Annotated in this window: 16 protein-coding genes; 6 read left to right on the forward strand and 10 right to left on the reverse strand. The window is 67.9% G+C overall.

The window, feature by feature from the left end:
- Positions 1 to 599: DDE-type integrase/transposase/recombinase (locus DR046_RS24155; RefSeq protein ID WP_245190870.1), on the forward strand; the 599-nt coding region annotated here is incomplete at its 5' end.
- 337 nt (positions 600 to 936) lie between these two features.
- Here DR046_RS24155 and DR046_RS08305 read toward each other — a convergent pair.
- Genes DR046_RS08305 through DR046_RS08325 form a run of 5 tightly spaced genes read right to left on the reverse strand, consistent with a single transcriptional unit; the run spans position 937 to position 4,104 of the window.
- A complete protein-coding gene (locus DR046_RS08305; RefSeq protein WP_115381847.1) occupies positions 937 to 1,674 on the reverse strand; it encodes a type 1 glutamine amidotransferase domain-containing protein in 738 nt (245 codons plus the stop codon).
- Positions 1,675 to 1,686: 12 nt separating this feature from the next.
- Positions 1,687 to 2,250, reverse strand: coding sequence for an antibiotic biosynthesis monooxygenase (locus DR046_RS08310; RefSeq protein WP_115381849.1), 564 nt, complete (start codon positions 2,248 to 2,250; stop codon positions 1,687 to 1,689).
- The gene (locus DR046_RS08315; RefSeq protein ID WP_167766991.1) at positions 2,247 to 3,056 is read right to left on the reverse strand and encodes an alpha/beta fold hydrolase; all 810 of its coding nucleotides are present in this window, start codon (positions 3,054 to 3,056) and stop codon (positions 2,247 to 2,249) included. The genes DR046_RS08310 and DR046_RS08315 overlap by 4 nt, the downstream gene beginning before the upstream one ends.
- On the reverse strand, positions 3,053 to 3,457 hold the full coding sequence (locus DR046_RS08320; RefSeq protein ID WP_115381853.1) for a GFA family protein: 405 nt from the start codon (positions 3,455 to 3,457) through the stop codon (positions 3,053 to 3,055). Before DR046_RS08320 ends, DR046_RS08315 begins: the two co-directional genes overlap by 4 nt.
- Complete coding sequence (locus DR046_RS08325; protein ID WP_167766993.1) at positions 3,454 to 4,104, reverse strand: NADPH-dependent F420 reductase; 651 nt, start codon at positions 4,102 to 4,104, stop codon at positions 3,454 to 3,456. The genes DR046_RS08320 and DR046_RS08325 overlap by 4 nt, the downstream gene beginning before the upstream one ends.
- A gap of 128 nt (positions 4,105 to 4,232) precedes the next feature.
- Here DR046_RS08325 and DR046_RS08330 point away from each other — a divergent pair, with 128 nt between their 5' ends.
- On the forward strand, positions 4,233 to 5,114 hold the full coding sequence (locus DR046_RS08330) for a LysR family transcriptional regulator (protein ID WP_245190871.1): 882 nt from the start codon (positions 4,233 to 4,235) through the stop codon (positions 5,112 to 5,114).
- Between the two features lie 99 nt (positions 5,115 to 5,213).
- Positions 5,214 to 5,936, forward strand: a complete 723-nt coding sequence (locus DR046_RS24820; RefSeq protein ID WP_115381859.1) for a PQQ-binding-like beta-propeller repeat protein — start codon at positions 5,214 to 5,216, stop codon at positions 5,934 to 5,936.
- Positions 5,937 to 6,494: 558 nt separating this feature from the next.
- Here the strand turns inward: DR046_RS24820 and DR046_RS08340 are convergent.
- The 5 genes from DR046_RS08340 to DR046_RS08360 form a co-directional block, all read right to left on the reverse strand.
- Positions 6,495 to 8,144, reverse strand: coding sequence for an ABC transporter ATP-binding protein (locus tag DR046_RS08340; protein WP_115381861.1), 1,650 nt, complete (start codon positions 8,142 to 8,144; stop codon positions 6,495 to 6,497).
- Positions 8,145 to 8,148: 4 nt separating this feature from the next.
- Entirely contained in the window at positions 8,149 to 9,072 is a 924-nt protein-coding gene (locus DR046_RS08345; RefSeq protein ID WP_115381863.1) for an ABC transporter permease, read from the reverse strand.
- 9 nt (positions 9,073 to 9,081) lie between these two features.
- The gene (locus tag DR046_RS08350) at positions 9,082 to 10,038 is read right to left on the reverse strand and encodes an ABC transporter permease (protein ID WP_115381865.1); all 957 of its coding nucleotides are present in this window, start codon (positions 10,036 to 10,038) and stop codon (positions 9,082 to 9,084) included.
- A 94-nt stretch (positions 10,039 to 10,132) separates the two neighbouring features.
- The gene (locus tag DR046_RS08355; protein WP_115381867.1) at positions 10,133 to 11,701 is read right to left on the reverse strand and encodes an ABC transporter substrate-binding protein; all 1,569 of its coding nucleotides are present in this window, start codon (positions 11,699 to 11,701) and stop codon (positions 10,133 to 10,135) included.
- 346 nt (positions 11,702 to 12,047) lie between these two features.
- Complete coding sequence (locus DR046_RS08360) at positions 12,048 to 12,728, reverse strand: GntR family transcriptional regulator (protein WP_115381869.1); 681 nt, start codon at positions 12,726 to 12,728, stop codon at positions 12,048 to 12,050.
- A gap of 224 nt (positions 12,729 to 12,952) precedes the next feature.
- On the opposite strand from DR046_RS08360, the gene DR046_RS08365 reads away from it, so the two are divergent.
- The 3 genes from DR046_RS08365 to DR046_RS08375 all read left to right on the forward strand — a co-directional run bounded on the left by DR046_RS08365 (position 12,953) and on the right by DR046_RS08375 (position 15,936).
- Positions 12,953 to 14,203 carry a M20 family metallopeptidase gene (locus DR046_RS08365; protein ID WP_167766995.1) on the forward strand — a complete coding sequence of 417 codons (1,251 nt, stop codon included), beginning with the start codon at positions 12,953 to 12,955 and terminating at the stop codon, positions 14,201 to 14,203.
- Positions 14,204 to 14,259: 56 nt separating this feature from the next.
- Positions 14,260 to 15,108, forward strand: a complete 849-nt coding sequence (locus DR046_RS08370) for an ABC transporter substrate-binding protein (RefSeq protein ID WP_167766997.1) — start codon at positions 14,260 to 14,262, stop codon at positions 15,106 to 15,108.
- Positions 15,109 to 15,198: 90 nt separating this feature from the next.
- Positions 15,199 to 15,936, forward strand: coding sequence for an amino acid ABC transporter permease (locus DR046_RS08375; protein ID WP_245190872.1), 738 nt, complete (start codon positions 15,199 to 15,201; stop codon positions 15,934 to 15,936).
- The last annotated feature ends 8 nt before the right edge of the window (positions 15,937 to 15,944 follow it).

Consider the following 15,944-nt stretch of genomic DNA (forward strand, 5'->3'; position numbering starts at 1 on the left):
GGGCGGGTTGCGGGTGGAGCGGCCCAACCAGGGTCTGGTGCGCCGACATCACCTACCTACCGATGCGGCGGGGCTTCCTCTACCTCCTGGCCATCATGGACTGGTCCACGCGGAAGGTTCTGGCCTGGCGCATCTCCAACACGCTGGAGGCGGACTTTTGCGTCGAGGCGCTGAACGAGGCGATCCATCGCTTCGGGCCGCCCGAGATCATGAACACGGATCAGGGGGCCCAGTTCACCTCCTTCGCCTGGACCGATCGGCTGAAGCGGGTCGGCACCCGGATCTCTATGGACGGAAAAGGGCGCTGCATCGACAACATCTTCATCGAGCGCCTGTGGCGGTCCCTGAAGTATGAATGCGTCTATCTCCACGCCTGGGAAACCGGGAAGACCGACGGCCGCCTCGCACGCTCACCCCTCAAGGGCACCTTGGGCGACGCGCTACACGCCGTGCTCTGCGGCGCAGGCCATAACATCCGCCTGATCCTCGCCCACCTCAGGGCGCTCTTCGCCGAAATCCTCGCCGCGCTGCTCCGCCTCATCGGCAACGCAGCCTTCACCCCAACGCCGCCGAAGCGTCAGATCGCGCGCGCCGCGTGATGTTCAGGGCGGACTACAGGAGGGTTCTTTCGCGACGGCAAACGCATCGATTGGTGATTGCTGGTCCAGTGTCTGGTCGCGGAAGGCATGATCCCTTCAGGGATGCCAAGAAGGGCGAATGCCGCTTCCGTCTCACCGGATCGCCATATGCCACGAGTCCAGCGTCGGTGCACAGGCTGAAGGAGTGGGCGTCCGTGAGGAGGTTACCCTCGCGGCGGCGATCTCGCGAAGAACGTGTTCTACGTGTTCAGTTCTGAGCGATCATAGGGCCCCCGCCGGCGGGCTTTCTCTTGGCGCGCCCGCAGACGTCGGGGGCGTTGGCCGCCTCGCACGGCCCTCATTGCCCCAGCGTCTGCACCACCAGGTCCGCCGCCGCGGCCCCCGAATATTGCTGCTGGCCGGTGATCAGGTTGCCGTCGCGCAGAGCGAATGACTTGAACATCGCGTTCACGACGAAATTGGTGTCGGCCAGCGCCTTCGCCTCGTCCTCGATCCAGAACGGCTGGATCTTCATGCCCACGAACCCGTCGGCGAAGGCTTCCTCCGAGTTCGCGAACCCTGTCCAGGTCTTGCCGTTCACCAGAAGGTCGCCATTCGAGAGCCGCGTCTTCAGCAGGATGCAGGTGCCGTGGCAGATCACGGCCAGGACCTTGCCTGCCTCGTAGGCGCGAGCGACGAAGGCGTGCAGGTCGGTGTCGCCGATCATCGTGACCATGGGCGACTGCCCGCCCACCACGAAGATCGCGTCGTAACCCGCGGCATCGACCTCGCCGAGGGACTTCGTGCCCATCAGGAGGGCAGCATGGGCGGGGCTCTTCTTGAAGCCGAGCGAGATCAGGTCGTGGGCGGAATAGCCGCTGGCGTCCTCGGGGTCGGAATAGCTGTCGGCTGTCAGGTCGCCGCCCTTCGGGCTGACGATGTCCACCGCATAACCGGCTTCGGTGAAGGTCCAGAAGGGATGCGTCAGCTCGGCCCACCAGAAGCCGATGGGCCAGCCCGTTGTGGGCGAGGTGCCGGGATTGGCGGCGATGATCAGGATCTTCTTCTTGCTGTAGGTGTCGATGGCGGCGGTCATGGCCGGTTCCTTTCAGGCGGATCTGGAGGTCGGATAGATGAAGCGGGCGATCAGCGGCGTGAGGCGGGGCATGATGACGTATGTCATCAGCCCGACCTGGATCGCGACGGTCAGAAGCAGCCTCAACGCCAGCGGCCAGCCCGAGATAACCGGGCTAAGCGCCAGGTTCAGGATGAGGACCAGCGTGAAGACCACCCCCGTCAACACCAGCGCCATGCGGTGCGGCGAGGGCTGCGCGACGCGCGTGCCCGCCGGTGGATCGAACCAGACCTCAAGCCCGGTCATCCGCTCCCAGGCCGCGTCCGCCGCGAAGAGAGGCGCGGCCTCTGCCAGCATGGCGGCGCGATACTCCGAGCGCTCGAACGCCTCGAGGTGCGCCAATGTGTCGAAGCGGAACACGCTGCGATAGGGCTCGCCTGTTGCCGACGGGCGGTGGAACTCCGTGCCGAGGTAGCCCGGAAATAGCGCGGCCACACCATCGGTCAGCCGCCGCAGCCAGGCCTCGTAATCCGCTTCGGCTCCCGGATGAACTCTGCGGCGCACCACGACCGCAACCGGCGCGATCCCGTCGTTCATTCGAGTTCCGGCGTGGCGGCGCGGATCAGGGCGGCCGCCAGCGCCTCGGGCGCCACGAGATGCGGCACATGTCCGGTGTCCAGCGGCACGGCCTCTGCCACCCGCCCGCGCCCCAGCATGGTCAGCTGCAGGTCGGTCGAGACCGCTCTGTCGCGCAAGGTCACGATGTAGGCTGCGCGGACGCTGCCGAAGCGGTCCGCGGTCAGAGCAACCGGCGTGGCGATCGGCGTCAGGGGTTCGTCCACCATGGCCGAGGCGATCGCCTCAGCGAGATCGGCCGGCGCGTCGTTCGCGAACAGCGCCGCGCGGTCGCGCGGGTTGACCGAGGCGGTGGCGTAGTCGGAGGCAATCACGAAGCTGTCCTCCTTCCATCCGCCATGATGGTCCGACAGCGCCAGGTCCTGCATCGAGTCGCCGGGGCTGGCACCGACCGCCGGCAGATAGGCCGCGACGTAGACAAGCGTTGCGATACGCTCCGGTGCGGACTCGGCCACCGCCGAGATCGTCATGCCGCCGAAGCTGTGGCCGACGAGCACGACGGGACTCACGCCGGCGCCCTCGATGGCGGCGCGAACGGCGGCGACATGGTCGTCCATCGTGACCTTGGCCGGATCGTGCCCGTCGCCCGGCCGACCCGGCAGATCGACGGCGATGGCGGTGTGCCCCGCTGCCGTCAGCGCGTCGGAGGTTAGCGCCCAGGCTTCAGCTGTCTGAAAGGCGCCGTGCACCAGTATAAAGGTGTCGGCCTTGCCGGTTGTCGGCAGGGACAGGGCTGCCAGAAGGGCGGCGGATCGGAGCAGGTTCATACGGTCTGTCCTTCGCTTGCACTGAGGGGGATATCGTACCAGTCCGGCTTCGACTGCTCCCATAGGTTCTTGATGATCCGCCGGCCGGTCGGTCCGTCGATCAGCCCTGCCGAGATCAGCCAGCGGTCCGCCGCGGTGACCTCCTTCAGCACGCGAGCGCCGCAGGTTCCGCAGAAAGCGCGGCGGGCGGTCTCGGACGACGCGTACCAGACAAGCACGTCGGCGCCGGTCATCCGCACCTCTGACTTCGGCACGGCGAGGAATGCGTTGAAGTTGCCGTGCATGCGCTGACAATCCTCGCAATGGCAGGCCAGCACGCCCGCGGCCGTGTGAGGCAGCGCGAAGGCGACGGAGCCGCAATGACAGTGTCCGGTCAGCATGTCGGAGGCGGGATCGATCATGGCGTGATCTCTTCTGTGCGGTTGACGATGGCGAAGGCCCAGTCGCGGCCCTTGCCGCGCATGACGGCCTGAGTGATCCAGAGCATCGCGAAGGGCTCCAGCAGGCGGGATGCGACGATGCCGCCCGCGTCCTCGGGCGCAAAGCCGAGGGCGTGCAGCAGGCGCGCCACGGCGGTCTTGGCCTCTCTGTCCTCGCCCGCCATGAACATGCCGGGGCGGTGCGGCAGGTCGGCATTCGCGGCCAAAATCTCGAGACCGACCTGGTTCAGCGTCTTTAACACACGCGCGCCCGGCAGCCACGCCTGGACGGTTTCGCCGCCCGAGCCGGAATGGCCGAGCGTCAGCGCCAGCGCGCCATCGACCATTCCCAGCGGGTTCATGCAGTCGATCACGATCTTGCCGGCAAGATCCCCAAGCCCGGCGACGGCGGATTCCGCGGCTGCCCAAGGCATCGCAAGAACGACGATCTCGGCTCCGGCCGACGCTTCGCTCGGCGGTGCGATTCCCGCTCCCGTCTCAAACGCCAGCGCCTCGGCACCCGGAGCACCCGGATCGCGGATGCCGAACGTGATGTCATGGCCCTTGCCATGCAGACCGCGCGCGATAGCGCCGCCGACGTGGCCCGTGCCGATGATCGCGATGCGCATTGGAGTTGCTCCTTGCTTCATTCCTCGCGGCAGAGATATTCCCTAAACGAAATCCAAGAAATCGAATAAGTATCATGTCTGATTTAAGCACAGCCGAACTCAGGCGCCTCGATCTCACGCTGCTCCTTGTGTTCCTCGGCCTCCTGCGGCATCGGAAGGCGCTGAACGTCGCCGCAGAACTGGGGCTGACGCAATCAGCGATAAGTCAGGCGCTGAAGCGTCTGCGGGACATCTTCGGTGACGACCTCTTCCTGCGCCGTCCCCACGGGATGGAGCCGACAGCCCTTGCCCTCGCGCTGGAGGCACCGGTGTCGCAGGCCGTCGACTCCCTGCGCGGAGCCCTCGGTGCGGCGCGATCCTTCGATCCGCAGTCGGCGGAAGGTGTGATCCGCATCGCGACTCTGGACGCGCAGCAGGCCGTGCTGATTCCGGCGCTGGCCGCGCGCCTGCGACAGCGGGCCCCCGGCCTGCGCCTGTCGATCCTGCCGCTGGGCCGGGCCGAGGCGATTGACGCGCTGGGCCGGGGGCGCGCGGACCTGTCGCTGGGATTCCTTTGGACCACGCCCGAGACGATCAGCGGCGAGCGCCTGTTCACGGAACATTATTTGGTGGCGGGCCGATCCAGCAGCCTGCCACATGCCCCGATGCTGGACCTGGACGCCTATTGCGCCGCGGATCACGTTCTCGTCTCGCCGGCAGGCGATCTGCACGGCGTCGTCGACGAACAACTGGCCGCGATGCGCCGATTTCGCCGGGTAGTTCTGGGGCTACCCGGGTTCCTACCAGCGCTTGCGGCAGTCGCCGCTTCGGACGCGCTGGTGACGCTTCCGTCCCGGATCGCGCTCGCCTTCGCGGACGGCTTCGGCCTCGTCACGGCCGAGCCGCCGCTTCCGATAAGACCGTTCCCGGTCTCGGTCTTCTGGCACATTCGCGACGATGCGAATCCGAGGACGCTCTACCTGCGGCGCGAGCTGGCTGAAGCCGTCATTGCCGAGAACGGCGTGCCTTGACCGTCAACGCTGAGCCGGACGACACGAGCGCCGCTAGCGCCGGTCAATAGATGTTCCACCCCGGATGATCACATTTCACCACGACGATCCGCGCTCTTCATGGCAAGGTCGATCCTGAGGGACATTCGGGACGGGGCGAGTGTCAAATCCCGGCAGGTAGTATGGCTGCTTCCTGAACAGCTCTGGCTTGAGGGTGTGCCAGTCCTTCATCGCCTGCAAGGGCGCCCTCGTCCGGGCGAGCCGGGGAACGAAACGTGGGCCGAAGATTCCTGGGAAACGGGCGGAGCGACGGTCTGGACGACCCCGGTGGCGGACGCTGAGCTTGATCTCGTCTACGTTACGACTGGGAACGCCGCGCTCGATCTGAATGGGTCCGAGCGCGCGGGCGACAACCTCTACTCGGTCTCCGTGCTGGCGCTCGATTCCGAGTCCGGCGGACTGAAGTGGCACTTTCAGGAGGTACACCACGACCTTTGGGACTACGACGCCGCGCAGCCAGTCGACCTCTTCACGCTGGAGGCCGTCCTGCGGGTTCTGCGCGGCGAGGACCTCGAGCTGGTCAGCCGGGAGCTGGAAACCACGGCCGCGGCGCTGAGCGGCTGGCGGGATGACTTCCTGCCGGCGAGGGCAGCTTCGATAAGAGTCCCCCCGAGGATGACCTACGCGTATATGAACCAGCCGATCGAGGTCCCGGAACTCCGGTCCCGGCTTCGCGCTGCCACAGGCGTCTCCGGAGTCCCTCAGCTACTTCTCCGCGTCGGAGTTGGAGCAGACGTTCCTGCCTCTTCGCGCCGCGAAGTAGACGAGGTACTCATCCAGTAGCTTCCCGTCCCTGCCCAGAGCTGGTGTCGGCGCCGGTCATTCCTGTTGCCGTCGCAGATGTGCCGGACTCGCGGCGAAGCTCCTGGCCATTGCGTCGGTGCGGATATGCAGCCGGCTTCACGGTGAAGTCACGGACCTGCCGGTCATGAAACACGGCAGGCTGTATTTGAATTGAAATTCAAGGGATCCGTGTCTTGCAAGGTGGAAACCGGTCGATCCCGGACCCGTTCCCTCCACCTCTGCGGATCGGGACCGATTGCCCTTCGCAGCGCGAGGTCTGTCCGGCGCGTTTTTCGATCGACGCCGAAGCGTCGGTGCCGATACTCCGGAGAATGCCGCCTACGCCTCCCTCGATCGGGGTCCGCACCATCGGGTCGTAATCCTTCGCGCCTGACCGTCCGGTCTCGCCCCACTCCGAACAGATCGACCGAGGGCAAAGGGGCTTGGTCCGGACGGGGCCGGACGGCGGTGCGCGCGGGGCTCCGTGGGCGACGCCATGGCGGGACGAGGCGGTCGGCCGGGCGCGAGGTGTCTTCCGGCGCTCGCGGGTCCGCGAGCTCAGGTTCCCGCGGCACCGGCACCGGCGCCTCCGGCTTCCCGCCGCTCCAGAAGATCGGTCAGCCAGTCCGGGTCCATCTCCGGGACCGAGGAGAGCAGAAGTTCGGTATAAGGATGGTGCGGCGGCTGGAACATGTCGGCCTTGGGCCCCTGCTCCACCACCCTGCCCTCCTTCATCACGACGACCTCGTCGGCGATGGCCCGCACCGTGGCGAGGTCGTGGGTGATGAACATGTAGGCCAGGTCGAACTCGCCCTGCAGCTTGTCGAGAAGCCGCAGGATGCCCTCGGCGACAAGCTGGTCGAGCGCCGAGGTCACCTCGTCGCAGATGATGAAGCGCGGCTCGGCGGCGAGCGCGCGGGCGATGCCGATCCGCTGCTTCTGGCCGCCCGAGAGTTCCGACGGCAGGCGGTCAATATGGGCATCCGGCTCCAGCTCGATGAGCGACAGGAGGTCGCGCACCCGCTCTTCCAGCCGCTTGCCGCGGAGGCCCAGATACATCTGCGCCGGCCGTCCGATCAGGTCGCGGATGCGCAGCTTGGGGTTCAGCGCGGTGTCGGCCATCTGGTAGATCATCTGGATCTGGCGCAGCTGGTCCCGGCTGCGGCCGCGGTAGCCAGGCGGCAGCGGGGTCCCTTCGAAGCGCACCTCGCCCATGCGCGGCGGGAGCAGGCCGGTAATCACCCGGGCGGTCGTCGACTTGCCCGACCCGCTTTCGCCGACCACGGCCACGGTGCGGCGGGCGTGGATGTCGAAGGAGACGTCGCGCAGCACGTCGAGCCTGTCATATCCCGCAGTCACGCCCTCGACCGACAGAACGGCCGTCGCGTCGCGCGCGGGCGGCTGCTCGGCCCGGGCGAAGCTGCGCACGGCCCAGAGCGACCTGGTGTAGTCCTCGGACGGGGTGGCGAGCATGGTGCGGGTGTCGGCCTCCTCGACCTCCTCGCCCCTCAGCAGCACCTTGATCCGGTCCGCCATCTGCGCGACCACGGCGAGGTCGTGGGTGATGTAGATCGCGGCGGTGTCGAACCGGTCGACGATGTCACGGATGGCCGACAGCACCTCGATCTGGGTGGTCACGTCGAGCGCGGTCGTCGGTTCGTCGAAGATGATGAGGTCCGGGCGGCAGGCCATCGCCATGGCCGTCATCGCGCGCTGCAGCTGCCCGCCGGAGACCTGGTGCGGGTAGCGGAAGCCGATGCTCTCGGGGTCGGGCAGGCGCATTCGGGCGTAGAGATCGACCGCGTCGCTTTCCGCCTCGGCGGCCGACATCACGCCGTGGCGGACGGGGCCTTCGGCATATTGCGCGATCAGCCTGTGGGCGGGATTGAAGCTCGCCGCCGCCGATTGCGCCACATAGGCGATGCGCCGGCCGCGGAGGGACCGCCGCGTCGCCTCGGAGGCGGCGCGCAGGTCGATGCCGTCGAACAGGATCTCGCCGCCCGAGATGCGGCAGCCGTCGCGGGCGTAGCCCATCGCCGCCAGTCCGATCGTCGACTTGCCCGCCCCGCTCTCGCCGATCAGGCCCAGCACCTCGCCCCGGTCCAGCGTCAGGTCCACGCCCTTGACGATCGGGACCCAGTCCTCGTCGGCCTGCCCCTCGATCCAGAGACCGCGGATCTCCAGCAGCCTGCCGCCCTTCTCGCTCATGCTGTCACTCCTTCAGGCCCGAGGCACGGTGAAGCTGCCAGTCGACGACGAAGTTCACGCTGACCGTGAGCAGCGCGATGGCGCCCGCGGGCAGCAGCGGCGTGACGTCCCCGAACGAGATGAGCGTCGCCGTGTCGCGCACCATCGCGCCCCAGTCCGCGGTCGGCGGCTGGATGCCGAGGCCGAGGAAGCTGAGCGCCGAGATGGTCAGGAAAACGAAGCAGAAGCGCAGGCCGAACTCGGCCACCAGCGGGGCCATGGCGTTGGGCAGGATCTCCCGCACGATCAGGTGCCAGGTGCCTTCGCCGCGCAGCCGCGCCGCCTCCATGTAGTCCATGACCACGATGTTCATCGAGACCGCCCGCGCGAGGCGGAACACGCGGGTGGAATCGATGAGCGCGATCACGAGGATCATGTTGACGATCGAGGTGCCGACGATGGTCAGCAGCAGCAGCGCGAAGATCAGCGCCGGGATCGCCATCAGCACGTCCACCGCCCGCGCGAGCAGCTGGTCGAGCCAGCCCCCGGTCAGCGCCGCGAGGATCCCCAGGACCGAACCGATCAGGAAGGCCAGCGCCGTGGTCACGAAGGCGATGCCGATGGTGTTGCGCGCGGCGTAGACGAGGCGCGAGAGCATGTCGCGCCCGAGATTGTCGGTGCCCAGCAGATGGGTGTCGCCCCAGGGGAGGAATTCCGGGCCGACGATCTCCCGTTCGCCGAAGGGGGCGATCAGGGGCGCGAACAGGGCCACGAGGATGTAGAGCAGGATCACCAGCATCCCGAAGCCTGCGGCAGGCGGCGCGGTCCGAAGCGTCCGCCCCGCCCCGGCGGGCAGGATTGCGACCATCATCGCGCGGAACAGCCAGCCCGCCGCCAGCGCCACGGCGACGACGACGGCGAGGATCACGACCCCAGTGAGAAAGCCCATCCGCGCCCCCTACCGCCGGTGCATCAGGCGCGGGTTCGACAGTGTCGCCAGCACGTCTGCGGTGAGGTTCAGCAGCACATAGGCGCCCGCGAACAGCAGCGCGACGCCCTGCACCACCGGCATGTCCCGCGCCGTCACGCTGTCGACGATCAGCTGCCCGAGGCCGGGATAGACGAAGACGACCTCGACCACGACGACGCCGGTGATGAGATAGGCGAGGTTCAACGCGATGACGTTGATGATCGGCGCCAGCGCGTTCGGCAGCGCGTGGCGCAGGATGATGCGCATGGGCGAGATGCCCTTCAGTCGCGCCATCTCGATATAGGGGCTGGCCAGCAGGTTGATGATCGCCGCCCGCGTCATCCGCATCATGTAGGCGGTCGTCACCAGCGTCAGCGTCAGCGCGGGCAGGAAGGCGCGGTGGAGATACTCGCCGAGGCCCGGGTCGCCGCGGAGCGAGGCCATCGAGGGAAACATGCCGCCCGCCCCGGCAAAGAGGAAGATCAGGATGTAGGCCACGAAGAACTCGGGGAACGAGATCGAGGTCAGCGCGCTCGCGTTCACGAAGCGGTCGAACAGCGTGTTGCGGAACAGCGCGGCGAGGATGCCGAGCGCCAGCGACAGCGGCACCGAGATCGCCGCGGCATAGAGCGCGAGGCTCAGCGTGTTGACGAGACGCCGCCCGATCAGATCCGCGACCGGCTGGCCGTTGGCGAGGCTGACGCCGAAATCGCCGCGCAGGATGTCCGTGAGCCAGTCGACGTAGCGGACCAGCATCGGGTCGTTCAGGCCCAGCCGCTCGCGCAGCGCGGCCACCGTCTCGGGCGTCGCGGCCTGGCCCAGCATCTGCTGGGCGAAGTCGCCGGGCAGAAGCTCGGTGCCGAGGAAGATGATGATCGACACCACGAACAGCGTCACGAGGCCCAGCGCGAGGCGCTGCGCGATCATCCTCAGGACATGGGGCATCCGGTGCCTCCGTTCGCATCGGCGGGGCGCGGGGCACGCGCGGGCCTGCCGAAGCCCCCCGGCCCGTCGGGCCAGAGGCGCATGGGACCGGAGATCAGGAGAACCACCACCGCTCGCACATGCGGTGGCCGTCATTGGCCCAGTTCGTCGCAACGTCCTCGCCGTGCTGGAGCCGGTCGGTATGCGCGCCGACATAGGAGGCGAACATCGGGATGATCGTCCCACCCTGATCAGAAACGAGTTCCTGCAACTCGAAATACATCTCGCGGCGCAGGTCCTCGTCCAGCTCGGACCGGGCGGCGACGAGAAGCTCGTCGAACCGCTCGTTGCTCCAGTAGCTTTCGTTCCAGGGCGCGCCCGTGGCGTAGGCGGTGGTGAACATCTGGTCCTCGGTCGGGCGGCCGCCCCAATAGGTGCCGACGAAGGGCTTCTGCATCCAGACGTTGGACCAGTAGCCGTCGTTCGGCTCGCGCACGACGTTGAGGTTGATGCCCGCGCGCCCCGCCGTCTCGGAGAACAGCACGCCCGCGTCGAGCGCGCCCGCAAAGGCCGCGTCGGCCAGGTGAATGTCGACGTCGAGGCTGTCGAGCCCGGCCTCCTTGAGGTGGAAGCGGGCGCGGTCGGGGTCGAAGGTCTTCTGCTCCAGCTCGGTGTTGAAGAACCGCTGCCCGGACCCGATCGGGTGGTCGTTGCCGATGGCGCCGTAGCCGTTGAGGATCGTGTCCACCATCTGCTGCCGGTCGATCGCATATTTCAGCGCGAGCCGGATGTTGTTGTCCGAGAACGGCGCCGCGCGCGTGTCCATCGGCAGGCCGTAATGCTGCGTCCCCGCGACCGACAGGACCTCGATCCCGGGTGAGCGCCGCAGCAGGTTCACGGTGTTGAGGTCGACCTGGTCGATATAGTCGACCTCGCCCGAGATCAGCGCGTTCTGCCGCGCCGCCGGGTCGATGATCGAGATGAGCTCGATCCCGTCGAACCAGGCTGCGTCCGGCTTCCAGTAGCCGTCGAACCGCGTGAGCGAGGCAGAGACGCCCAGTTCCAGCTCGTCGAGCACGTAAGGCCCGCAGCCATCCGTCGTCCGCGGATCGATGGCGCCGTCGGTCGCGGGCAGGATCGCTAGGTGGTAGTCCGACAGGATGAAGGGGAAGTCCGCGTTGCCGGAGGCGAGCGTGACGATCACGTTCATTCCGTCCGCGCGAATGTCGGTGATGTCCGCGAGGATCGGCGCCGCGGCCGAGGTCGAGTCCTCGCCGCGGTGGTGGTTGAGCGAGGCCACGACGTCCTCGGCGGTAACGGTGCGGCCGCTGTGATAGGGCACGCCCGCCCGGATCGCGAAGGTCCATTCGGAGGCGTCGTCCGAGGCTTCCCAGCTCTCGGCAATCTCGGGCACCAGCGAGCCGTCGGCGGCGATCTCGGTCAGGAAGTTGTTGCGCATATGCGCAAGCTGAATCATGAAATCGTTTTCCCAGGTCCCGGGATCGAGGCTGTCGGTGGTCGAGCCATGCGCGGTCCCCGTTCGCAGGATGCCGCCCCGGCTGGGCTGCGCCCGGCCCATCCTCGACCCCATCGGCAGGACGAGCGCCGCGCCGCCGAAGGCGGTGGCGCCCTTGAGGATGCTGCGCCGGTTCGGGCCTCGGCGCGCGATGGATGTCCTGGTCATTATCGTGGTTCTCCCCGTCGATTTCATTTTCGTTGCGGTCTGGCAGACCGTTGTTGTCGTTTTTTGACAGAATCCTGTCGCTTAACAAGCCATCTGCCCTCCACAGGGTCAAGGCCGCAACGGGCGCCCGCCCCTCGGTCACCCTTGCAGGGGCGGTCCGGCATGCGCCCGGGATCGGTTTTGTGGACGACGCCTTGCCTTTCAGGGCGACGGGCGCAGACCCGTGCCCTGCTCGATCGTCGACAAGGGGATGCGGGGGGCGGGCCCTGCCCGGTCGCGCCGCAATGGCCCCGCGCCGAAGCAGAAATCCGAAGCGTCGCCCCGCCCGGCCCCCGACCGCGCGGCGTCAGAGGACGCGGACGGCGAACTCCGCGAGCGAGCGGAGATGGGCGACCACGGCGGCGCGGGTGGCGTCGGGATCGCCCGCCTCCAGCGCGTCGAGGATCGCCTCGTGCTGGCTGCTGTCAGGCTCCAGCCGCTCCGACAGGCGCTCGATCTCGAACAGCTTCGTCGTCACCCTCAGCGACTTGAGCAGGTCGCGGATCACCGCGTTGCCGCAGCCGTCGATGAAGAGGTCGTGGACCTCGTCGTCCGAGGCCCAATGCGCCAGCATATCGTAGGGCCGGCGCCTCTGGACGGCATGGAGATGGGCGCGCGCATGGGCGATGGCCTCGGGCTCGATCCGGCCGATGGCCATCTGGGCTGCCTCCGCCTCCAGGATCTCGCGGGCCTTGAGGCTTTGCAGGTATTCGCGCAGCTCGACCCGGCGGACGGCGTAGGACCGGCTCTCGGACTTGCGCAGCAGGCCCTCGGCCTCCAGCCTCTGCAGGGCCTGGCGCAGCGGCGTGCGCGAGACGCCAAGCATCTCGGCCAGCTGCGTCTCGACGATGGGGCGGCCGACAGGAAGCTCCCGCTCCTGGATCATCCGCGACAGCGTCCGGTAGGCCGAGTGCGACAGGGTCGAGGGCGCGCGCGGCGCGGCGCGTGGCGGTGTCGGTTTTCGTGCGATGTTCACGGCGGAGCCCATCCCTGTTCCTGATGCGCCCATTTCAACGGCGTCGCTGCGTATTCAGGCGCCGAACCGACGCGAGGATGCTCCGGCCTCCCGGGCGCGAGGTTCACCCCGCAGGCCGACGAATAAAATCCTTGCATCGCAGCGTAAACCCTCCGACTGTGTTTGTATACAGACGGTATACAAATGGCCGGACGGGGGAAGTTGATTTGGACCAGAGCGACCGTGCCATCGAGTTGATGAGAGAGCTCGTCGCCGCGCAGGCCGACGGCGAGGCCGCCGTGCAGGACGTGATCTCGCGTCGGCTGCAGGCGGCGGGCTGCGAGGTCTCGGCGCATGACTACGATCCAGCCGAGGTGCGGGTGAAAGGCGAGTTCGCGCTCGACAGCGCCCGCGCGACCGAGCGGCGGCGCGCCATCGTCGGCACCCTGCCGGGCGACCCGGATCTGCCCAGCCTGCTGGTCTTCGCCCACCCCGACGGAGAGCCGGTGCAGGGCACCAAGGCCTGGCGCCACGATCCCTTCGCCGGCGAGGTGGAGGACGGCAGGCTCTACGGCTGGGGCGTGGCCGACGACCTCGCCGGCTGCGCCGCGGCGGTGCTCGCGCTCGAGATGGCGGCGGCGAGCAACGTGCCGATGGGACGCGCGATCTTCGCCTCGACGCCATCGAAGCGCTACGCCCGCGGCGTCGCGGCGCTGATGCATGACGGGCTCAAGGCCGATGCCTCGCTCTACCTCCACCCCGCCGAGTCGGGCGTCGGCATGCGTGAGATCAAGGCTGTCGCCTCCGGCCATATCGAGTTCCGCGTGATCGTCGCCGGTCGCGCCCCCGACACGACCGAACCGGGCCAGACCGCCTTCGCGCATCTGGGCGTGAACCCGATCGACAAGGCGCTGGTGATACGGGACGCGCTGATGGACCTGGCCGAGGACCGGGCGAGGCGCATCCGCCACCCGCTGATCGAGGCCGAGGTCGGGCGCGCGACCAACATCAACGTCTCGCGCATCACCGCCGGAGAGATGCGCCGCCTGTCGCGCATGGCCGAGACCTGCACGCTGGGCTGCGCCGTCTCCTTCCCGCCGGGCGAGACGATGGACGGGGTCAAGGCCGAGATCACGGCCGCCGTCGAGGCCGCAGCCGCCGCCGACCCGTTCCTCGCCGAGCACCCGCCCGAGATCACCTGGGTGACGGGCGTGACCGGCGGCGAGGTCCCGGCCGATCATCCGCTCTACCGTACCGCTGCCGCCGCCGTGGCCCGCGTCACCGGCGAGGCGCCGCACGTCAACCCGATGCATACCTCCTCGGACATCCGCAATCCGATCGTCGAGGCGGGCATCCCCTGCGTCGGGCTCGGCTGCCTCGGCGGGGACCTGTCGCAGAACGATCGCCACGACGAATGGATCGACGTGGCCGATTTCCAGAGGATGGTTGCGGTGACCACCGCCATCGTCACCGACTGGTGCAGCGGCACCGAACCGCCGCCCGCCTGAAACAAGAGGCCGAAGAACGCCCGCACAACCTGAAACTCCAACGAAGGGACAATGACATGAAGTACCTGACCCTCGGCGCCGTCGCGTTCGGCCTGAGCCTGACCGGCGGCATGGCGGCCGCGCAGGACTGCCCCGAGAACCTGCCAACCGTCGAGCCCGGCAAGCTCACCATGTCGATCAACGCGACCCTGCCGCCGCGCCAGTATCTCGACGCCTCGGGCAACCTGCAGGGCCTGCATCCCGACCTCGGGAACGAGATCGCCCGGCGTCTCTGCCTGGAGCCGGTCTATGCCAATGTCGGCTTCGAGGTTCAGATCCCCGGCCTCTCCTCCAAGCGCTGGGACATGGTCAACACGGGCATGTACTACAACCCCGACCGCGCCAAGATCATGCGCATGGTGCCCTATGTCGTGAACGCCCTCGCCATCGTGGTCGAGAAGGGCAACCCGATGGGCATCGACAGCTACGATGATCTTGCCGGCGAGCCGGTCGGCACCGAGATCTCGGGCTTCGCCGACGCCCTGATCCGCGAGATCAACGAGGAGCAGGTGGCGAGCGGCATGGAGCCGATGGACATCCAGGCCTTCAACACCTTCGGCGACGCCTTCGCCGCTCTCGGCGCGGGTCAGGTCAAGGCCGTGTTCGGCCCCGACGCCACCGCCGCCTACCTGGCCGAGCGCGGCGCCTTCGAAGTCGGCGCCTCCGGCCTGAACCCCGGCCTGCCCTCGTCTTTCGGCTTCGACGGTGAGACCGGCGAGGTCCTGGCCGAGGCGGTGGCGCAGGCGCTGCGCGACATGGTCGCGGACGGCACCTACGACGAGATGATGAGCGCCTATGGCGCCACCCAGATCCAGGACTGGGCCGACTACGAAGGCGACATCAAGGTCTACTACACCCCGGAGTGATCCCGGCCCACCGTCCGGCCCCTCGGGGCCGGACCCGCCGCGGGACGCGCGCCCGGCGGCCCGATCCCACCCGCAACCCCGGAGGCTCGCGTGAACTGGAGCTGGGAATTCTTCTTTTCCTACCTGACCAACGGGATGATGCTGCGGGGGGCCTGGACGACCGTCTGGCTGTCCGTCGTGTCGATGATCCTCGGGCTGGGCCTCGGCGTGCTGGCCGCGATGATGAAGATGTACGGCAACCGCGCCCTGCGCTGGGTCGCCGAGTTCTACATCTGGCTGTTCCGCGGCACGCCTGTCCTGATCCAGCTGGTCATCATCTATACCGGCCTGCCGCAGATCGGCATCCGCCTGACGGTGATCGAGTCCGCGATCCTCGGCCTCGCGCTCAACGAGGGCGCCTATCTGGCCGAGATCATCCGCTCGGGCATTATGTCGGTGGACAAGGGCCAGACCGACGCCTCGCGCGCCATCGGCATGACCTGGCGCCAGAGGATGTGGCTGGTGATCCTGCCGCAGGCCGCGCGCACCATCATCCCGCCGCTGGGCAACCAGTTCAACGGGATGCTCAAGACGACCTCGCTCGCCTCGGTGATCTCGATGGAGGAGCTGATGCGCTCGGCGCAAATGCTGGCGCAGATCGAGTTCCGGGTTCTCGAATCCTACACATGCGCCGCCGCCTGGTATCTGGCACTGGTGTCGATCTGGGGCATGATCCAGGTCCGCATCGAGGCTCATTACGAGAAACCCTTCGGCCCCGCAGCCGCCGTCTCGCCCGAGGCGAAGAAGGAGCTTCGGAAGGCGGTCGAAGAGGGCGGAACCGCCGCGTAAGGGAGATG

This window comes from Jannaschia formosa, from assembly GCF_003340555.1.
GTDB lineage: Bacteria > Pseudomonadota > Alphaproteobacteria > Rhodobacterales > Rhodobacteraceae > Jannaschia > Jannaschia formosa.